The 15,499-nt window shown below is 37.4% G+C and carries 15 protein-coding genes; 8 read left to right on the plus strand and 7 right to left on the minus strand.

What is annotated here, in order from left to right:
* Window positions 1–23: 23 nt before the first annotated feature.
* The 4 genes from Q360_RS0103040 to Q360_RS0103055 all read left to right on the plus strand — a co-directional run bounded on the left by Q360_RS0103040 (window position 24) and on the right by Q360_RS0103055 (window position 4,285).
* A complete protein-coding gene (locus tag Q360_RS0103040; RefSeq protein WP_027075779.1) occupies window positions 24–605 on the plus strand; it encodes an LOG family protein in 582 nt (193 codons plus the stop codon).
* The gene (gene ligA, locus Q360_RS0103045) at window positions 605–2,599 is read left to right on the plus strand and encodes an NAD-dependent DNA ligase LigA (RefSeq protein WP_027075780.1); all 1,995 of its coding nucleotides are present in this window, start codon (window positions 605–607) and stop codon (window positions 2,597–2,599) included. The genes Q360_RS0103040 and ligA overlap by 1 nt, the downstream gene beginning before the upstream one ends.
* 146 nt (window positions 2,600–2,745) lie before the next feature.
* On the plus strand, window positions 2,746–3,993 hold the full coding sequence (locus Q360_RS0103050) for a cation:proton antiporter (protein WP_027075781.1): 1,248 nt from the start codon (window positions 2,746–2,748) through the stop codon (window positions 3,991–3,993).
* Window positions 3,983–4,285, plus strand: a complete 303-nt coding sequence (locus tag Q360_RS0103055; RefSeq protein ID WP_036194791.1) for a hypothetical protein — start codon at window positions 3,983–3,985, stop codon at window positions 4,283–4,285. The genes Q360_RS0103050 and Q360_RS0103055 overlap by 11 nt, the downstream gene beginning before the upstream one ends.
* Before the next feature lie 223 nt (window positions 4,286–4,508).
* Here Q360_RS0103055 and Q360_RS22110 read toward each other — a convergent pair whose 3' ends face one another.
* The 7 genes from Q360_RS22110 to Q360_RS0103085 form a co-directional block, all read right to left on the minus strand.
* Entirely contained in the window at window positions 4,509–4,829 is a 321-nt protein-coding gene (locus tag Q360_RS22110) for a hypothetical protein (protein WP_245603147.1), read from the minus strand.
* A gap of 327 nt (window positions 4,830–5,156) precedes the next feature.
* On the minus strand, window positions 5,157–5,939 hold the full coding sequence (locus Q360_RS22115) for a 3-keto-disaccharide hydrolase (RefSeq protein WP_051554538.1): 783 nt from the start codon (window positions 5,937–5,939) through the stop codon (window positions 5,157–5,159).
* A 631-nt stretch (window positions 5,940–6,570) separates the two neighbouring features.
* Window positions 6,571–6,975 carry a response regulator gene (locus Q360_RS22120; RefSeq protein ID WP_051554539.1) on the minus strand — a complete coding sequence of 135 codons (405 nt, stop codon included), beginning with the start codon at window positions 6,973–6,975 and terminating at the stop codon, window positions 6,571–6,573.
* A 12-nt stretch (window positions 6,976–6,987) separates the two neighbouring features.
* Window positions 6,988–10,578 carry a PAS domain-containing sensor histidine kinase gene (locus tag Q360_RS24370; protein ID WP_051554540.1) on the minus strand — a complete coding sequence of 1,197 codons (3,591 nt, stop codon included), beginning with the start codon at window positions 10,576–10,578 and terminating at the stop codon, window positions 6,988–6,990.
* Between the two features lie 202 nt (window positions 10,579–10,780).
* Window positions 10,781–10,996 carry a hypothetical protein gene (locus Q360_RS0103075; RefSeq protein ID WP_027075783.1) on the minus strand — a complete coding sequence of 72 codons (216 nt, stop codon included), beginning with the start codon at window positions 10,994–10,996 and terminating at the stop codon, window positions 10,781–10,783.
* An 11-nt stretch (window positions 10,997–11,007) separates the two neighbouring features.
* Complete coding sequence (locus Q360_RS0103080; RefSeq protein ID WP_027075784.1) at window positions 11,008–11,916, minus strand: metallophosphatase; 909 nt, start codon at window positions 11,914–11,916, stop codon at window positions 11,008–11,010.
* A gap of 39 nt (window positions 11,917–11,955) precedes the next feature.
* Window positions 11,956–12,741 (minus strand): 5'-nucleotidase C-terminal domain-containing protein, encoded by a 786-nt coding sequence (locus Q360_RS0103085; protein WP_036194793.1) that lies wholly within the window; start codon window positions 12,739–12,741, stop codon window positions 11,956–11,958.
* A 45-nt stretch (window positions 12,742–12,786) separates the two neighbouring features.
* Here Q360_RS0103085 and Q360_RS0103090 point away from each other — a divergent pair, with 45 nt between their 5' ends.
* The 4 genes from Q360_RS0103090 (at window position 12,787) to Q360_RS0103105 (ending at window position 15,499) form a co-directional block, all read left to right on the plus strand.
* The gene (locus tag Q360_RS0103090; RefSeq protein WP_027075786.1) at window positions 12,787–13,320 is read left to right on the plus strand and encodes a DUF6913 domain-containing protein; all 534 of its coding nucleotides are present in this window, start codon (window positions 12,787–12,789) and stop codon (window positions 13,318–13,320) included.
* A 2-nt stretch (window positions 13,321–13,322) separates the two neighbouring features.
* The gene (gene dapA / locus Q360_RS0103095) at window positions 13,323–14,213 is read left to right on the plus strand and encodes a 4-hydroxy-tetrahydrodipicolinate synthase (protein WP_027075787.1); all 891 of its coding nucleotides are present in this window, start codon (window positions 13,323–13,325) and stop codon (window positions 14,211–14,213) included.
* Window positions 14,214–14,335: 122 nt separating this feature from the next.
* On the plus strand, window positions 14,336–15,154 hold the full coding sequence (locus Q360_RS0103100) for an outer membrane protein assembly factor BamD (RefSeq protein ID WP_036194796.1): 819 nt from the start codon (window positions 14,336–14,338) through the stop codon (window positions 15,152–15,154).
* Between the two features lie 12 nt (window positions 15,155–15,166).
* Window positions 15,167–15,499, plus strand: coding sequence for a DNA-directed RNA polymerase subunit omega (locus Q360_RS0103105; protein WP_211251563.1), 333 nt, complete (start codon window positions 15,167–15,169; stop codon window positions 15,497–15,499).

The following is a 15,499-nucleotide window of genomic DNA, read 5'->3' on the forward strand; positions in this document are numbered from 1 at the left end:
AGATTAAATTATAAAAAAAGCTAATGAAAGCAATTGTAGTTTTTTGCGGAAGTAGTGAAGGGAATGATACTGAATTTGCTCAAGATGCGTATGATTTAGGTGGCACGCTAGCTAAACAGCACATCGACCTCATATATGGAGGGGCCAAAATCGGCATTATGGGAAAAGTAGCGCAAGGGTCTTTGGATAACCAAGGTACCGTTATTGGCGTTATTCCAGAGTTTCTTAAGCGGAAGGAAGTGTATCACGACGGACTTTCTGAACTTATTATCACTCAAAACATGCACGACCGTAAATTAAGGATGCACAAGCTTAGTGATGGTATTCTCATGTTGCCAGGTGGATTTGGAACCCTAGAGGAGTTTTTTGAGATGCTTACTTGGGCACAGCTAGGACTTCATCCATACCCCATTGCGGTTTTAAACACCAATGGTTTTTATGATGAGCTGCTGCAGATGCTTAAAAAGATGGTGAAAAAGGGTTTTGTGAGAAAGGAAAATTTAGATGCTATTTTGGTTGATGAACATATTGATATCTTATTGGATAAAATGAAGGCTTTTAAACCCCTTTCTATACCACAATGGATGACAAAAGAACAGATATAATGAGTATTGAGAACAACATAACGACTCTTCGAGACGAACTTCGAGAACATAATTATAATTATTATGTACTAGACAATCCCAGCATTTCCGATTTTGAGTTCGATATGAAATTGAAGGAACTACAGGCTTTGGAAGCCCAAAATCCGGAATTTTATGACCCTAGTTCGCCCACAATTCGTGTGGGTGGTGTGGTGACGAAGAGCTTTGATACTATTGTTCATGAACATCGTATGTATTCTCTAGATAATTCTTATTCTAAGGAGGATTTGGAAGATTGGGAGAAACGCATACAACGGAATCTCGGAGATGCTCCAGTGTCGTATACTTGTGAGTTAAAATATGATGGCGCTTCTATCAGTATTACCTACGAAAATGGGAAATTGGTCCGTGCTGTAACGCGAGGCGATGGTTTTCAAGGAGATGCTGTAACGACCAATATAAAAACTATAAAATCGGTTCCCTTGCAGTTAAAGGGTGATTATCCGGCTAAGTTTGATATCCGAGGAGAAATTGTTCTGCCTTTTGACGGTTTTCAAAAAATGAACGAGGAGCGGGCAGCAAATGGGGAAGAACCGTATATGAACCCAAGAAATACAGCATCCGGCAGTTTAAAGTTGCAGGACAGCAGTGCAGTGGCGCAACGACCGTTGGAGTGTCTCTTATATAGTATTGTTGGAAATAACATTGGAATTGCCTCCCAATACGAAATGTTGGAAAAGGCACGCGAATGGGGCTTTAAAGTGCCTACCGTAGCAAAATTATGCCATAGTACTGCAGCCGTGATGGAATTTGTGGAAGAATGGGACGTTGCGCGACATCAATTGCCTTACGAAACCGATGGGGTAGTAGTGAAAGTCAATAGTTTGCAGCATCAAGATGAACTAGGGTTTACGGCAAAAGCCCCCCGTTGGGCCATGGCTTATAAATTTAAGGCAGAGCAGGTTTTTACGGTGCTGAATGAAATCACCTACCAAGTAGGGCGCACAGGTGCCATTACACCCGTAGCAAATCTAGAACCGGTATTATTGGCAGGAACTACAGTAAAAAGAGCCTCCTTGCATAACGCCGATCAAATTGCCAAATTAGACATCCGCGAAGGGGATACTGTTTTCGTGGAAAAGGGAGGGGAAATTATTCCCAAGATTATCGGTATTGATGATACCAAACGCCCTGCGGATTCTAAGGAAACGAAATATAGTACTGAATGCCCAGAATGTCATACCCCTTTAGAACGTGCCGAAGGGGATGCCAAACATTACTGCCCTAACGAATATGGTTGTCCGCCGCAGATTACGGGGCGTATTCAACATTTTATTTCTCGTAAGGCGATGGACATAGAGGGTCTTGGCGGAGAAACGGTAGAATTGTTATTTAAAGAAGGCTTGATAAAAGACTATGCCGACTTATATGATTTGACTAAGGCGCAAATTCTACCTTTGGAACGTATGGCGGAGAAGTCTGCTGATAATTTAATCAAAGGTGTTGGGGAATCTGTTGCCATTCCTTTTGAGCGGGTTATGTTTGCCTTGGGCATTCGTTTTGTTGGTGAGACCGTGGCCAAAAAACTTGCAAAGGCTTATAAAAATATAAATGCGATGGCCGTTGCGACTAAAGAGGAGCTCGTGGCGGTTGATGAAATAGGGGAGCGGATTGCAGAAAGCGTGGTGGCTTTTTTTAGTAATGAAAAGAATCAAAATACTATTGAACGCCTCAAGGAAAAAGGAGTTCAGTTTTCCTTATCGGTAGAAAAATTGGAGAGCCAGACAGATATCCTCAAAGGAAAAACCCTTGTGGTGTCTGGTGTTTTTGAATTGGTAAGTAGGGACCAACTTAAAAAGTTGATTGAAGATAATGGGGGCAAGGTAGGTTCTTCCATCTCCTCCAAGACCAGTTACCTAGTCGCTGGTGATAAAATGGGACCTAGCAAACGTACCAAGGCCGAAAATCTGAATGTTCCTATTATTACAGAACAGGAGTTTTTGGGAATGGTGTAATACTCACTGGTTTTAAAACCTTCGAAAAAAAGAAGTTCTGAAGACCCGTCTTGTATAAAAATTAAATCTATTCTATTTAGGTTTGTTGTAGTTAGTTAAAAATTACAAATAAACGATTAAGACACTAAGCTGAAAAAAATAACACTATGGATTACTTTATCATCGCATCAATACTTGTTTTCATATCGGCCATATTTGGTTATATCAATGTTCGATTCCTAAAGTTACCTAACACCATTGGGTTAATGCTTATTACAATTGTCTTTACCTTGGCGGTATTTGGTATTAGTTATTTTGATGATACCTTACTGACTGCTGAGAAATATATTATAAGTCAAATTGATTTTAGGACTGTTCTGCTGGACGTAATGCTGAGTTTTCTACTTTTCGCAGGAGCCTTACATACCAATTTTGAACAGTTAAAAGTCCAGCGGTGGCCAATTTTTGTCTTTTCTACCTTAGGGGTTCTGGTATCTACCTTTTTAGTGGGAACTTTTATGTTTTATATTTTACAATTGTTTGGGCTAGAGGTGAATTTTATTTACTGCTTGCTTTTTGGTTCTTTGATTTCTCCAACAGATCCTATCGCAGTACTTGGAATTTTAAAACAAGCCGGAGCTCCTAAAAATTTGGAAACTAAAATTGTAGGAGAGTCATTGTTTAATGACGGAGTAGGAGTAGTCGTATTTTTAACTATTTTTCAATTGGCTTCTTCAAGCACTGGGGAGATTGACCCATTTGCCATTTTAGAACTTTTTGGTGTAGAGGTTATCGGCGGTATTTTATTAGGGTTATTGATAGGTTGGATTACGTACAGATTAATGCGCTCCATAGATGATTATGACATTGAAGTAATTATTACCCTTGCTGCCGTAATGATGGGTACCGTAGTGGCTCAAAAATTTCACCTTTCTGCCCCATTGGCTATGGTAACGGCCGGCCTGGTCGTAGGTAATGATACCGTGCGGCACTCGGCTATGTCCAATACTACGGAGATTTATGTAGACAAATTTTGGGAGTTGTTAGATATTTTACTGAACACCTTATTGTTTGTATTGATAGGGATGGAGATGCTGGTCATATCCTTTGAGTTTAATTATGTGATTGCAGGGCTTGTTGCTATACCCGTCGTATTGGTCTGTCGGTATTTATCGCTCTTATTGCCAATTAAATTCTTTGAGAAAAAATTGGATTTTGTTCCTAAAACTAACCTTGTTATGACTTGGGGTGGTCTACGCGGTGGTATCTCTATTGCCTTGGCATTAGGATTAACCCAAGACATGCATCGAGACCTCTTTTTGGTCATCACGTATGTTGTAGTTGTCTTTTCTATTATAGTACAAGGTCTTACCGTTGGTAAACTAGTAAAAAAAGTTGCCGGACATGCTGCCTAAAGACTATCCCGAATTTGAACAGACTTTGTCTCAGTCAATTCCTCCTGCAAATTGGCCTTTAGCTCTGCAGTCTATTTGGTTTGATGCCAAAGGTGATTGGGAAGCTTCTCATAATATTGCCCAAGACATGCATGACACCATGGGCAGTTGGTTACATGCTTATTTACATAGAAAGGAAGGCGACCGTTTTAATGCTGGCTATTGGTACCGCCAAGCGGGCAAGACCTATCCAGAAATTTCTTTGAAGGAAGAGCTAAAGCTTATTGTGAAGTTTATTTTGGGGAATGCGTAAGGGTTTATTATCGCTTTTACTCTAGTCTGTCAACGAAATGTTTATCAGTTATCCTTTCTATTTTGCAAAAGCATTCTTATTTGGTGTTCAGAATCAAGGATAAAATAAAAACCTGCTAGTGAGTTTAGTAGGGTTAATTTTTTCTAGTTCAAAAGGATTAATTCCCTTTACTTAGTAAAAAACTACCATCACCTGTAAAGTTAGTTACCTGAATAGTCACGGTTTATATTCCAGAAACTCCTGAGGAGGTAACACCACCTGTGGTATCGGGTTCAGTACCGCCATCGATAGTGCGATTTAATACGATACTTCCTTCAGAATCTTCAACGGTAATTTGAAATGTCCCTACCGTAGCAGTTATAATGTCTGTATTGTAGTCTGCCGTACTAAGGTTGTTGTTCCAAATAAAGGAACGCGAATCAGAACCTTCAACACCTGTAAAACTGGCATCAATAGCGCCGTTAAAATCTGAACGGTCTCCCACTAGGACTGTACCGTTAACGGTTACAGCTACAGAGCGGTCGTCATCTTTGTCACATGCCACACAAAAGAGGACTGTAACTAAAAGTGCTGCTATTTTTCACAATATTTATTATGATGTAACGGCATAAAAGAAAAATATTTTATAACTATTTTTTATGTGTTCTTTTAATTTTTGTTGTGGAGTCGTTTTTATTTAAGAAAAACGAGTTTGTTTTATTGCTACGTATCGGTACCTAGGCGAGACCTATCCAGAAATTTCCTTGAGGGAAGAGCTAAGAGAGATTGTGGAGTTTATTTTGGCAAATGCGTGATGTATTGTTGTTATCATTTTTGACGTGTTGGTTTTTACCCCAAAGTGTATTTGTTATTAGCACTGAAAAATGTAGGTTTAATCAAGCTCTTTTATTCTGATATTTCTAAAAGAAACCTTTCCAGGGTGATCTTGAAAACAGATATAGCCTTTTGTAAATCTTCCAAAGTCATGCCACCTCGCATCGCCTAAATATTCATAATCTTCTGATTTGCTAAATTTACTATTCTCATACATTCCTTCCCATTTGGGTCCTTGAAGCGGAAATGAATTAATTAAAACACTATTTAACACTACTTCTCCTAAATTAGATTTGTAATCAATTTTTATATGATATGAATTCCATTCGTCCGCTGGCTTTGCTGCATCCAAAACAGTTGGGGCAGACAAATCGTATAAAGCCCCAATATAATGTTTGCGGGCCTCTAAATCTTCCATAATATTATTTAGCTCAATTTCACCGCCTAGTACCTTTTCAGGAGCATCATAAATTGCATGATCTAAAATTTGAATTTCTTGTCCTGTTTGATAGGGATATTTATATTTTTCGTCTTCCCTAACACCCCATAAAAAACCACTATTGCCACCAGGCATAATTTTCCAATCAAATTGAATTTCAAAATTACCATACACGTTGTTAGACAATAAACTTGCATCGCCTTCTCCTGATTCCATATCGGATACACCATTGAAAATTAGCATTCCATTTTCAACAATCCAACCTTTTTTAGACCCATTATTCTGAAAAATATGCCAACCTTCTAATGAATTATCTACGATTAAAGGTTTCCATTCAGAATTAGGTGGTGCACAATTTAATAGCGCAATCAAAATTATCAAGGAGCACAATATATTTTTCATACGTAGTAAAATTAAGATGGCATAGTTCTAGGTAATTCTTACTGTAGCTCGGTTATGGTTGTTTTTTAAATTTTACCTAAGCTATTTTGACCTTCGTTTATGCAAATTACAATTATTTCAAGTTTTTTATTTTGTAAAACCAATTTTTTCTGTGTCTTTTTTATCAATAAATTTTTTAATACGCAGTACCAAGATTGAATTCAATGCAATATTCAATTACATTAAACGCGCGGTACTGTAGTTTGAGTCCATACGTTAAAAATAAAGGATAACAAGTTCTTAACAGGTATCATTATGCATCCTTAGCGTATTCACCAAGTTTGGTTACTAAGGGAGAATTCTCCCCTACTTATTTTCTATTATTAAGCGGACTGCTACATATCAACCTACATGATAAAGATGGTGTGTCTATTTAATGCCTGACATTGTTTTGGGTAAGAAGAAAAGAATCACTCAGCAATTTTTTTGGCGTGGAAATTACAGTTGTTCGTGAGGTTTTGTTTGGGGGAGTGAGTAGAGTGTTCTGGGTAATGGTTATAATATATCCTGTTACACTAAAATTTGTGTGGGGCAGAATAAAATTTATGATTAAGGAAGCTCTATACGGGTATAACAATCCTTTGCTTAACACTTACTCACTAAAATATCTTTTTATTGTCGAAAGTAATATATCCTTCATAATCGGTTTTGAAATATAGTCGTTACATCCTACTGAGATTGCTTTTTCCCTATCCCCTGAAAGCCCGTAAGCAGTCTGAGCTATTATAATCACATCTGAATTAAATTTGCGTATGTGCTGCGTTGCTTCGTATCCGCTGTAAATAGGCATCTTTACATCCATCAATATTAAATCTATATCAGGATTAGCGCGGCAAAGCTCAACTGCTTCAAGTCCAGTTCTTGCATGAATCATTTCTTGACTTATTTCCTTGAGTATTAAACTTAGAAGAAAATGGGATGACTCATCGTCTTCGGCAATTAGTATTTTTATATTTTTACCTTGTAAGTGTAGCGTTATATTTTCAGTAATATTCATTATTTCAGTTGCTTATTTAATAACAAGGTCATACGGAATAGTAAAATAAAAAGTGGAGCCCTGCCCTTTTCTACTTTTCACCCATAATTCCCCTCCTAGCATTTCAATAAAAGCCTTAGAAATAGCCAACCCTAAACCGGCGCCTTCTAAAGCATACTTGTCTGTAATATCTTCTTGTATAAAACGTTCAAAGATTGCTCCCTGCCTGTCCTTGTCAATGCCTATACCTGTGTCTTTTACATAAAACTCAAGGTTTTTAGCTGTTTGTTTATACCCAAAAGATATGGAACCGCCTTCGGTAAACTTAATTGAATTTTTTACAAGATTTGTTAAAACAGCTATTAATTTTTCTTTATCAGTATGTATTACGCTTGTTTTAGCTGGTAGTGCGTTTTTGAAGGAAAACTGAACCCCTTTGGCCTCCACCTCTGGTTTAAAGAACGTGTAAACATATTTGATTTGTTCATTAATATTCACTTCGGTTTTGTGCAATTCCATTGATCCCGATTCTATTTTTGAAATACTCATAATACTATTAATAATATTGAGCATACGGGTTCCGCTCTGTTCTATGATTTTAATATAATTTGCTTGCTGTTCTCCTGTAAGATTAGGTTCTTTAAGCAAACTTGAAAAACCAAGAATTCCATTCATGGGCGTCCTAATTTCGTGGCTCATATTGGCCAAAAATGCAGATTTTAAGCGGTCGCTTTCCTCGGCGTGTTCTTTAGCTTCGATCAATTCTGATTCTGCTTGTTTACGTTTAGTTATGTCTTGAAAAATTCCTACCAATTTCACAGGTTTACCGTTAATTAATGTTACGTCGCAGGTCGTTCGAACATGGATAAGATTCCCTTTAGTCGTGTACGTTTCCAATTCTAAATCGTAACCCTTACCTGTTTCCGTAGCTAGATTTATGGATTCTGAAATAATTTGACGAAATTGCGGAAGAAAACAGGAGATACCTGCTTCTAACGTTGGGTTAAAGTGTTGAGGAGAAGTTTCATAGATACGATATGTTTCGGCAGTCCAATATAGTTCGCCAGTTATTACATCCAGTTCCCATCCTCCTAGTTTCCCAATTTTTTGTGAGACTTCTAATAATTGAGTGCTTTGCCGTAAATTTAAATACATCTTTTCACGCTCTGTAATATCATGTATTATGCCAATAAGATGCTTTTTACCAGTACCATCAATATACCGTGACTTGCTCGTAGAAAGTATTTTCGTTTGCCCACTTGAAACTGTGCGCGATTCTACAACATTCCTTTCCTTCCCAGTCCTTAATACATCACTATCAATTTTTAAATAACTTTCTAACTCTTTAGGCATAACTTCTTCAGCAAACCTTTTTCCAAGTATACTGTTTTTATCTAGTTCCAAGAGCTTACAAAAGGCGTCATTAACGAGGACATGTCTGCCCTGATTGTCCTTTACAAAAACAGGATTTCCAATATTATTGATGATATTATCAAGGTAATTCTCACTTATTTCAGCCTTTTCTTTAGCTTCGATTAATTCTGATTCTGCTTTCTTACGATCAGATAGGTCAATGTCTATACAATACATCTCGGGGTCACCACTATAAGTTTCCATGTATACATGACTTGAGAATACAGCTATAGAAGAACCATCTTTGCGCTTAAGTTTTAGCTCGCTTGAAGGAATAGGTATTTTCGTAACAAACATTTCCTTAATTTCAGCACTCACATAATTTTTAGCTTCTTCGGGGATTATTAAGTCCGTAAGTTTATTACCAAGGGCTTCTTTTACTGAAAAGCCATAAAACGTTTCGGAAGCGTTATTCCAATATATCGTTTTTTCATTTTTATCATATCCTTGGACAGCTACATTTGGTAAATCTTGTAATAATGTCCTCAACATAGTATCACTAGCTTTTAGCGCTTGTTCGGTTTCTTTTAGTTTGCTTATATCTGTGTTAATTCCTACATACCCGATTATTTTACCATCAACATTGTACATAGGTGAAGCAGTCCCAAATACCCAGCTTACTTTTCCTGCGGTACTTTTTATTCTGTATTCATGACCCCATTTCCCTTTGGATACTATTGTCTTATTCCAATTTTGAAAAACGTTTTCGGCGTCTTCTTCATGTAGGGATTTAGCCCAACCATTACCCATTGCTTCTTCTTGGGTTAAACCTGCTGTTTCACACCAACTTTGATTTGCAAAAATATACTTACCATTTTCATCTGTTTGATAAACACCAACGGGAGATTCTTGTATCAGAATACGATATTTTTCTTCACTTTTTAACAAGTCTAATTCTGCCTTTTTACGCTCGGTAATATTCATGATTCCGGCAATTGCCCCTTCATAATTTCCCGAACTATCCGTTATTGGTGAAGCCGCTAAGGATGTTATAATTCGACTACCATTTTTGCATATGAATTCAAAGTCGTGCTGTTCTTTTAATCCTGCTTGGCGTCGCTCTAGGTATTGATTGGCAAGCTTGATACCTGGCTCATCCATGAAATCAAAAACCGTTTTCCCTAGCATCTCCTCAGAAGAATATCCTAACATGCTGGCCATACTGGGGTTGACAAAACTAGTCGTATTGTCCTTGTCAATTACCCAAATCCCTTCTTGCGCAAGATTAATTAGTTTTTGGTATTTTTCTTCAGCTTGTTTGCGTTCAGATAGGTCCATGTCTATGCAATACAGCTCAGGCTCACCATTCGGAGTTTGTACGTATACATAACTTGAAAATACATTTATTAAAGAACCATCTTTGCACCTAAGTTCCGCCTCGCTTGAAGCCATAGGTGTTTTTGTTCTCAACATTTCCTTTATTTCAGCATTGACAAAAGACTGTGCTTCTTCAGGGACTATTAAGTCTGTAAGATTACTGCCAATTGCTTCTTCGGCTTTATAACCATAAAACGTTTCGGCCGCTTTATTCCAATATATCGTATTTCTATTTTTATCATACCCCTTTACAGCCAATTTAGGGTTGTCTTGGAATAGCATCTTCCATTTCGCATCAATATCCTTCCGCCTTTGCGCTGCCTCTTTTCGCTCAGTAACATCAACAACTGTAAGCATGTATTCTTTCTTCTTTTCTAGAAAAACACCTTCTATATGCACAAAAATAACTGGTTTTTTATTTGCCACAAGCCGCACTTCGCAGCCTTGTTTGGTTTTAGTTTCTAAAATAGTTTCTAAAAAATCTAAAAAAGTGTTACGGTTTTCCGGTACAATAAATAATTTAAAGTTACTGTTGATTAATTTTGAACGTTCCTTATGAAGAATGGTAGCTCCACTAAAATTTAGTTCCAAGATTTTACCGGCGCTGTTAATTGTAAAATATCCGGAAGGGGCAAAATCGTAAAGTGTAGTATACTTTTCTGCATCGGCTTCTGCTTTTTCTTTGGCTATTTGCAGTTCTTCGTTCTGTAATTCTAATTCTATTTGGTGTATTTCAAGTTCATGTACGAGATTACTAGTCTCTGCTTCACTTCTAAGCGCAGTAGATGGTGCTGCAGTTGCATCTCTTTCTAATAAATGCCTTTTTTTTAATAGTTGTTCCGCTTTTTGGCGCAATAAATCAACCTCCCCCGTATTTGTTTTGGGATTTTTCATAGGACAGTAATATTTTCACCAATAGTAATAATTCCTGTTAACTCACCTTTTTAATTTAAGGTTCTTTTATCTAAAGCTTCTAATTTTTTTGAATGTAAGCGTAGTGGTGTAAGGTAGGTATAAAAAAGAGCTCGTTTGATACTGCCACAAAACAATATTAAATAGTAATTCAAGCAAAATCTCCCAAGAATGTTTTAGCTGTTCATACAGCGCTATTATTTAATACCAAGGGCGATTGAGAATTTAAAAGAGTGTTGCCTAGCATATACACAACACAGTGTTCTAGGGTGGCAATACCTTTAAAATGTGTATAAAATGCACTTTGTTCCCTGTTACGCGCTACTAAATCTGAATCTAAAAGCGATACCAAGGCTATAAAGTAGGTATTTGAGGAGTCTGTTTTTAGTAATTGGGCCATAATACTACGAATTACACAGTGATGGAAATGCCATCGGCAACAATATGTTCAGAATCAAAATAAAAGTCGATACGCCCTAAACGAACCCCAAAACAACCTACTTGGTTGACAAGGATATCCCTGCCATCTGCATTAGTGATAACACTTGGTTTGTCTAAGAACGTATGGGTATGACCTCCGATAATCAAATCGGTATATTTGGTTTTGGCAGCAAGAGTCATATCATCTGGCTGCTGACTATTCTTGTATTGGTATCCTAGATGTGACAAGCAAATGACTAAATCGCAGTGCTCTTCGTCTTTTAGCTTACGCTCCAAATCCGCTGCGATTTCATAAGGTTCTAAATATTCTGTCTCTTTATACAGGTCTTTGGAAACAAGTCCGGACAGCTTAATACCTAGTCCATAGATTCCAATTTTTATTCCGTCTTGGAGATAGGTTTGGTATGGTTTTGTAAACCCGTCAAGAATGGTATTGCTAAAGTCGTAATTGGAAGACACAAAATCGAACTTTCCATAAGGAAGTTGCGCTAGTAGCCCGTCTACACCGTTGTCAAAATCATGATTTCCAAGGGTGGCGGCATCATAGTTAAGCATGGTCATCAGCTTCATTTCGAGCTCACCTCCGTAAAAATTAAAATATGGGGTGCCTTGAAAAATATCACCGGCATCGACTAATAAAGTGTTAGGATTTTCTTCTCGTATACGATTCACGAGTCCCGCTCTTCTGGCTAAGCCGCCAAGTCCGGGAAAACTGGAATGTCCCTTAGGAAAAGCATCGATATGACTGTGAACATCATTAGTGTGCAAAATGGTGATGTGTTTTTTTTGGTTCCCAGTACAGGAATTCAGACTCAAACCACCTGCACCAATAAATGATGCAGAAGCAAGGGTATTCTGTATAAAATTTCTTCGTTTCATTTATATAAAAATTAAATGCCCCACATGGGTTTTGCTAGCTTAATCCATTTTGTAATAACGGTCATCGATTTTAGGAGAAAGGGTATCCACCTTTGTAAAGTAATCGATTATTGCGTTTCGTATTTTGTAATCTAGCGTGGTAAACGAAACTCCATTTTTAAAAAATACCATATCATCTCCACCATCTACCAGATAGTCGGAAGTAGCTACATGATATATGGTGTTTTCGTCCAATGGTTTACCCTGAATACTAATACTATGTACGGTATCGTTTGTGTTCAATATGATCTGAATACCGGCCACTGGATGTGCTCGATTCGATTTTACAAGGTAATCAACCAATTCCAACACCGATGTGCCTTTTAGCGCAACTACCGCTATATTATTTTCAAAAGGCATTACTTCATAAGCTGTTCTAGCAGACACATTACCTTTCGAAATACTTGCACGTATGCCACCATGGTTCATCAATACAAAATCAATATCCTTGCCCGTGCGTATTTTATAGATTGGATTTGTTTCCGATAGCATAAGGTCTGCCATAAGGTTTCCTTCAGTGGTGTTGTATGTTCCGTCCGATTTAGATATTGTGTACGGCGCATAGGCCAAAGCACTGTCCAAGATAAGGTTTATTCGTTCCCGATAAGGGCGTACAAATGTTGCTATATGTGCTTCCGAAGTAGCGGTAGAATCTATAGCGAGCTCCTTTGCTTCTATGTTCTTTAAGCTAGTTGGGCGCTGTTGACAGGAAGTAAAATTTATGATTGTTATAAATATAACAAAATGTTGAATATTTAAAATTCTAAAGTGTTTTAACTTCGCCATAGAGTTAAAGGGATATTATTTACATTTGTATAAATGTAAAAATACATGTTTTTAAAAGGAATTAAGGACAAGTTTAAACAGAAATCTGGACGTAAGTTCATCAAGAAGACCATGCAAAAATCGCCTCCTACGAGTACTCGAAAACAGGGTGTAAATAAAGTGGGTTGTATCGTAGATTTGGACAAATTTGATAGAGCGGATGTGTTTTATGAGTTTTTGGATGCGTTTAAATTACAGCCTAATGCTGTGAAAATAATTGGTTATAAAAATTATTACGATAAGAACTCGCCCTATTCCAATCCTGTTTTCTCTGATAAGGATTTAGGTTGGAACGGAGACATAAAAAACAGTTACGCATTGGAATTTTTAAACAGGGAATATGACGTGTTGGTAAATTACTATGACGAGAGTAATCTGTTACTGAATTTAATGTCGATTAAAACAAGAGCTCGATTAAAGGTAGGTTTTAAGCAAGTGGGTCCAGAGTTTAATGATTTAATGTTAGATACGCCCATATCAAACTTTAAAATTTTTAAATCTGAATTGAAAAAATATTTAGGCGTGATTAAAGAATTATGATTATGGAACAATTAAGGGGTACTGGTGTTGCTTTGGTTACGCCGTTTAAGGAAGATGGTACAATTGATGTGCAAGCCCTATCCGCTATCGTTGCGCATTGTAAAAAAGGCAAGGTAGATTATCTGGTAGGGTTGGGGACCACTGCGGAGTCCGTTACCCTATCCAAGGAAGAAAAACAAACGGTTTTAGATACTATTGTAGTAGCCAATAACGGAGAATTACCTCTGGTGGTAGGTGTGGGTGGTAACCATACCATGGCCGTAGTAAACGAAGTTAAGACCCTTGATCTTTCAGATTTTTGTGCCGTACTTTCCGTATCACCGTATTATAACAGGCCTACCCAGGAGGGTATTTATCAACATTTTAAGGCCCTATCTCAAGCATCGCCTTTACCTATAATAGTATATAATGTTCCTGGAAGAACAGGAAGCAATATGCTGCCTGCCACTACGCTGAGGTTGGCAAAGGAATTCAATAATATTGTCGCAATAAAGGAAGCTTGCGGCAATATGGTCCAGGTGTTTCAACTACTTCAAAACAAACCCTCGGATTTTATGGTGCTTTCGGGTGATGACCTTACAGCGCTACCTACCATTTTAGCAGGTGGTGATGGCGTAATTTCTGTTATTGGACAGGGATTGCCACAAGAATTTTCAGAAATGGTACGGTTGGGGCTAGGGGGTAATGCTAAAGAAGCCTATCGGTATCATTATTTAATGCAAGAGGGAATGCGCCTTATTTTTGAGGAAGGTAATCCAGCTGGAATCAAGGCTATTTTGGAGCTTTTGAGCTTAGGGAGTGCTGAAGTCAGATTACCACTTATAGCGGCATCAACCGGGCTTAAAAAGAAAATTGGATTGTTCATGTATTCGGTTTCTAAAATTTTAGCCTAGTTTATCACGTTAAAACTCAACTAAAAACAGCATTTTGGCAACAGAATAAAGTTATTTTTGATAGCTTAAAAATGTTTTTTAAATCCGTTAAGAATCACTAATTTTGTCAAATATTTTTTAGCATGAAGCGATTTTTTATTTTTATGGTTTTACTAGCTGCCTTTCAATCTTGTAGCGAATATCAAAAGGTGCTCAAAAACGAGGACGTGAAGCCAAAGTACGATATGGCTGAAAAATTATACGAGGAGGGTGAATTTAAGCATTCCAACAGATTGTTAGAGCAAATTGCTCCAAAATATATCGGTAAGCCGCAAGGGGAGCGCGTGATGTTCTTTTTGGCGAATAGTTATTATGAGATGGAGGATTATAATACAGCAGGATATCAGTTCGAACGTTTTATAAAATCCTACCCTAAAAGTGATAAAAGTACCGAAGCTGCTTATTTAGGCGCTAAAAGCTACTATCAGTTATCTCCAAATTATTCGTTAGATCAGTCAGATACTGATAAAGCTTTACTTAAATTGCAAAATTTTATCAACGCCTTTTCGGAGTCTGAGTATTTTGCAGAATCAAATGCCATGGCGCAGGAATTGACCACAAAAAAAGAGCGTAAAGCTTATGAAATTCTAAAGCAGTACAACAAGTTGGGGCAGTTTAACTACGATATGATAAAATCGGCTGTAGCCGCAAGTAACAACTTTGTTTCCGATTTTCCGGGTTCGATTTATCGAGAGGAAGCTTTATTTGTGAAAGCAGATGCGCTTACTCATATGGCAATGAACAGTTTTCGAAGTTTACAAAAAGAACGACTAGAGAGCGCTAAAGAAGCTATTATGTCGTTTAATAAGCAGTATCCGAATACTAACTTTGAGAAAGAGATAACTAATTTGGCGGATAAAGTAGAAAACGGATTAGGACAATACACAGCAGAATCAAAATAAATAGTTTCCATTATGAACATGAACGATTTAAAAAACTCGAAAGCTGCCGTATCTACGGTAACTATTAATAAAAACGAGTTCGATAGTAAAACCGACAATATTTATGAAGCGATTTCCATTGCCGCAAAGCGTGCAGTGCAAATCAATTCAGAAATCAAAAAAGAGTTGTTGGAGAAGTTAGAAGAGTTCGCAACCTACAGCGATAGTCTAGAAGAAGTTTTTGAGAATAAGGAACAGATAGAGGTTTCCAAATTCTACGAAAAATTACCAAAACCACATGCCATGGCAGTAGAGGAGTGGTTGATGGATAGAATATACCACAGAAACACAGAGAAAGACGCATAA

Origin of the sequence: Maribacter antarcticus DSM 21422 (assembly GCF_000621125.1) — a bacterium.
Taxonomy (GTDB): domain Bacteria; phylum Bacteroidota; class Bacteroidia; order Flavobacteriales; family Flavobacteriaceae; genus Maribacter; species Maribacter antarcticus.